The sequence below is a fragment of the Vibrio anguillarum genome, assembly GCF_001989995.2.
GTDB lineage: Bacteria > Pseudomonadota > Gammaproteobacteria > Enterobacterales > Vibrionaceae > Vibrio > Vibrio anguillarum.
This window is the reverse complement of record NZ_JAHGUP010000071.1, coordinates 1-2,245: the sequence shown is the minus strand read 5'-3', so window position 1 is coordinate 2,245 and position 2,245 is coordinate 1. Positions and strand designations below refer to the sequence as shown.

Annotated in this window: 3 protein-coding genes; 2 read left to right on the top strand and 1 reads right to left on the bottom strand. The window is 39.2% G+C overall.

Going from position 1 to position 2,245, the window contains the following annotated elements; translation table 11 throughout:
- Positions 1–102 precede the first annotated feature (102 nt).
- The gene (locus PL85_RS15060; protein WP_208895709.1) at positions 103–492 is read left to right on the top strand and encodes a VOC family protein; all 390 of its coding nucleotides are present in this window, start codon (positions 103–105) and stop codon (positions 490–492) included.
- A gap of 171 nt (positions 493–663) precedes the next feature.
- On the opposite strand, the gene PL85_RS15050 is transcribed toward PL85_RS15060, so the two are convergent.
- Complete coding sequence (locus PL85_RS15050) at positions 664–1,500, bottom strand: beta-1,6-N-acetylglucosaminyltransferase (RefSeq protein ID WP_017046804.1); 837 nt, start codon at positions 1,498–1,500, stop codon at positions 664–666.
- A gap of 386 nt (positions 1,501–1,886) precedes the next feature.
- On the opposite strand from PL85_RS15050, the gene PL85_RS15040 reads away from it, so the two are divergent.
- Positions 1,887–2,135 carry a DUF3297 family protein gene (locus PL85_RS15040; protein ID WP_026028286.1) on the top strand — a complete coding sequence of 83 codons (249 nt, stop codon included), beginning with the start codon at positions 1,887–1,889 and terminating at the stop codon, positions 2,133–2,135.
- The last annotated feature ends 110 nt before the right edge of the window (positions 2,136–2,245 follow it).

Sequence of the window (2,245 nt, the reverse complement as noted above, 5' to 3'; positions counted from 1 at the left end):
CCCCTTAGCCGGGCGTTATAGCTTATCTCACATTTCAACCTAGACATTGCTCAATCGATGCCTCAAAGTAAATCCCGATTTTGCTCAACAAAAGGAACAAGTATGTTTAGTCATATTATGATTGGCTCCAATGATATTGAAAAATCTAAGGTTTTTTATGACGCCATATTGTCTGTTTTAGGTTATCCATCGGGTGTTATCGATGCTAAAGGTCGCTGTCTTTACATAAACAAAGATGGTGTGCTTGGAATTACGAAGCCAATAAATGGAGAGCTGGCGACTCATGGTAATGGAATGACAATTGGCTTAAAAGTCACTAGCCCAGAGTTAGTGGATTCATGGCATGCAGCAGGTTTAGCTAATGGCGGTGTAGCTTGCGAAGATCCTCCAGGTCTCAGGGTAAGCGGAGAAAGAAAAATGTATCTAGCTTACTTACGCGATCCAGCAAGAAATAAGCTGTGTGCAACGCATCATATTTCTATGGGCAGCTAAAGCACCGCTATAACAAACGCTTCAAGAGGGACAGCCAACGCGTGGCATTTTTATCATGCGTTGGTTTTTGTGATTACGGTGTTATGCGGAAAGTTAGTAGTAGCGTTGTCTGCCCCTTAAGCGGGCGTTAGGTTTCTTTGAGCCACCCCGTTGAGGGTAGCTCATTAAAAATTAGACTGTTGCAGCGAGGTGATGTTCGATCCTATCCAAGACTTTAGCATCTTCTAATAGGTCAAATTTTCGAGCGAAAAGGTTAGGGCTCGAAATTAAGTTAGAAATATCGGCCATTGTAAACGTCCTCGGTCTAAGCTTTATATCTCCATCTGGTACCCAATCGATAAGTCGCAAGTCATCTTGAATTATTTCACCATGACAATCGTTATTCATCATAACTGTTTGGAAAAATCCTTCATCAGCAATAAATGTATTTTTATAAAATTCTTTATAGGGCTGAGATGCATCCGTGTTACAAACAAAATCACAGAATTTTCGTGACACAATCATCCATTGGGTGCCAATAAATGGTGTTATCCCTGACATGAATTTTCTAGCTATTTTAGGTCGGTAAATATGCTCTTTATATTCAAAGCACATATTTTGTATGCGGTTCATCGTTTCAGGCCTAGCTTCATTTTGGTCTAGTGCTCGAATAAATTCCTTGTCTTTATTATTTGACAAAAACTCATGAATATATGGCTGAGTTTTCAATGGAAAATCTTGTCCACTTAGGTTTATAAAATGCGTCCAGCTTTTGTTCATATTCAATAGCTTAGCCATACCACGAAGTTCAATATTAACTAAACTATACCCACCCCATAGTGCATTTTCTGATTCAAGAATTTCAGCATTTTGGTAATCATTTAGAAACAAAGTTATTTCATCTGAAATTTCTTTTCCAGAAGTTTTGTCAACATGGATAACGTAATGATTATTTGGGTGGTATATTGCATGAAATAGCCGTTTAAATTGATCTGGATAGCGGTGAACGAGAATAAGATAAGCAATCATTAGATCATTCCTTGAGAAATCTGGAATATTTATTTTCACGCTCCAGTTATCTCAGTTAGGGAATGTATGTTCTGAGTGGTAAGGCGTGTTCTTATCCATAGACTATATGGGGGTTCTGTCTTGATTAATCAATAGCAATGAAATATAAACCTAACAAACGCTTCAAGAGGGACAGCCAACGCGTGGCATTTTTATCATGCGTTGGTTTTCGTGATTATGGTGTTATGCGGAAAGTTGGTAGTAGCGTTGTCTGCCCCTTAAGCGGGCGTTATATGTCATCTAGTTCTGCGCTCTATACCGCATATGAAATAGCATCTTTACTTTGTTGAGCGGTCGGCTTGTATTGTCTACAATAGCGCACTTTTTACATATTTTAGGTTATGAATATGAACGACACTACAGCTAAACCCGCTTTGCCGGATCACCTTGCTGGTAATCCTCGCAGCCCACACTATGTAGCGGAGTGCTTTGAACATCACATTGGCATTCGTCTAAATGGCAAAGAGCGTACTGATGTTGAAGAATACTGCATTAGTGAAGGGTGGGTGAAAATTCCTTCACCGAAAGCTAAAGATCGTTTTGGCCAGCCGATGCTGATTAAGTTAAAAGGTGAAGTTGAAGCTTTTTATAAATAAGCTGCATTTTATACCGTCCGCATGCAATGTGTTGATAACTATGTAATTCAATGCATTGCATTCAAAATCTAGCTAGGTTTCTCATCCAAACATATAACAAACGGCTCAAG